This is a genomic window from Candidatus Sordicultor fermentans, assembly GCF_012728195.1.
In the GTDB taxonomy this organism is placed as follows: domain Bacteria; phylum Atribacterota; class Atribacteria; order Atribacterales; family Caldatribacteriaceae; genus Sordicultor; species Sordicultor fermentans.
The window spans coordinates 1-1,868 of sequence record NZ_JAAYFP010000086.1 but is presented as its reverse complement, the minus strand read 5'-3'; the positions used below and the strand labels follow the sequence as shown (position 1 = coordinate 1,868).

At 36.8% G+C, this 1,868-nt stretch carries 2 protein-coding genes; both read right to left on the bottom strand.

Features of this window, described 5'->3' with window-relative positions; translation table 11 throughout:
- Nucleotides 1-1,301, bottom strand: a 1,301-nt coding sequence (gene cas10, locus GXZ17_RS03905; RefSeq protein ID WP_409375981.1) for a type III-B CRISPR-associated protein Cas10/Cmr2, incomplete at its 3' end; no start/stop codon positions are given.
- Nucleotides 1,298-1,868 (bottom strand): hypothetical protein (locus tag GXZ17_RS03900; RefSeq protein ID WP_409375980.1); only part of this gene is annotated, 571 nt, incomplete at its 5' end. The genes GXZ17_RS03900 and cas10, both read right to left, overlap by 4 nt.

Genomic DNA, 1,868 nt, shown 5'->3' with positions numbered 1-1,868 from the left:
TCACTATCCCCAATGTATCTTCCGACCTTTAGATCTCCAACCCCTGCTTTTATCCAGCCCTCCCTCTCACCACACAGATGACATTTTTTATCATATTCTTCTGCATATTCAAAACCCCTCAGGTTTTTTCTCGCACCCATTGATTTTTCAAGCGATGAATAAACAATTTGATATAAAAGGCCTATGTTTGGTGGATGTTCTCCATTTTGAGCAGCAAACTCCCAAATGTTTTTATATTTTTCAGTTGACTCAAAAAACCCGGCTAAGTCTTCTATTTTTATATCTCTGTCAACAATCTTTAGCGGTAGGGCAACCCAGTAAATTTCGGGGAACTGTTCAATATGCCTTTTCACTCTTTCATCGTTTAGAAAATTTATATTATGGCTCTGCAATGTGCTAAAAACAATTTGTCTCCATTCGTTCCTAACCCTTTCTGCAATTTCTTCGCCTAACTTTTGAAGCTCCTTTTTATCGCTTTGAGGCACAAAAGACACAAACCTGTTAGGAATAGTTGGCAGATCTACGTATTTAGATTGAGAATTCGTGACTTCTATTTTTTTTCTGGTTTCCAACCACCAATCTACCAGAGGTTGTTTATAAAGGTCTGGGTAAATAATATTCGTAGGTCCATAATCCTCTATTATTTTCTCCATCGCCACAAAAGTGAGATAAGACAAAAGAAAGCTACTCATAAACAAATCTTGAGTCTTACGTGTCTGACTTATAAATGTTTGAACAGGGCCAATGGAAAGTAGAAATAGCGAGTTATTTTGCAATAAGCTTTTATTTTCATCGTCCCATAGTGCATTGACTGCTGATGTGATTTTCGAATGTTCCCATATGGAATGGTCGGGAATCCTTGTGTCAGCAGGAAATAATGGAATGTATTTTTTCCATTCTCTGCCATTTGACCCTTCGATTAAGTTTTCCTGGTAATTACGCCATATATACAGAAATTTTCTATCATATTCTTCTTGTAAGAGCACATCCCCCATTCTCTTGGATATCTGATTGACAACATCGAAGACCTCTTTTTTGAAACGGAGGAAATTATTTTCAATTCGGCTTTCTGAAAAGGGATGTCTTATTTCGTCAAAATCTTGTACAATGCCCTCAGGAATCAGGCTTCTTTCCATGCAAGAAGATATCCAATCTGAGCCCTTAATATCTTCCCACGTGACGCCTAATGCCTGCGCATATTCCTCTGCTCTTCTTTTATGTCCTCGAATGTCAAAAGGTTTATCTATAGGATCATGGAGAATTTCTTTAAGTTTTTCCGAAAAGTCTAATTTGGTATTCATAAATTCACCTCCACCGCCTGGCCTTCAAATCTCCCCAGAAAATCATCTATTAATTGCTGGCTAACACGTTGGGGCGAACCAACCAAACTCCAACCCCCATCTTTCTTTTCTTTCCCAATCTGGGGAAGCTCACAATTTAGCTTGAACAATATCGGAAAATAAAGATTACCCGATTTTATAACTTTAAATATTAAAGGAGATGCCAGTCTTTCAGATAAACGTTTATCGTCTTTATAAGGCACCATTCTAACCTTAGGGCTACTATGCATAACAGGCATTCCAAACGCTGCTGTTTCGTATAACTCTGACTTATTTTGAAATCTAAATTCTTTAAAGCTCTTGCCCAAAAAATTTAAAGCTTCTGTCCATGAATTTTCAGGATTAAAAACCAACAATTTTCCCCCTCTTATTACCGGATATTTTCTTGTGTTGCCGGGTTCAAGTAAAAATTTTATATTGTTCCAGTTTTTCTCTATCCACGTTTTTAATTCGTTCTTACTTTGCACGTCACATTTGAAATCAACTTCAAGCGTATTTTCAGCTTGAATATTATTAATTGCTAAATTT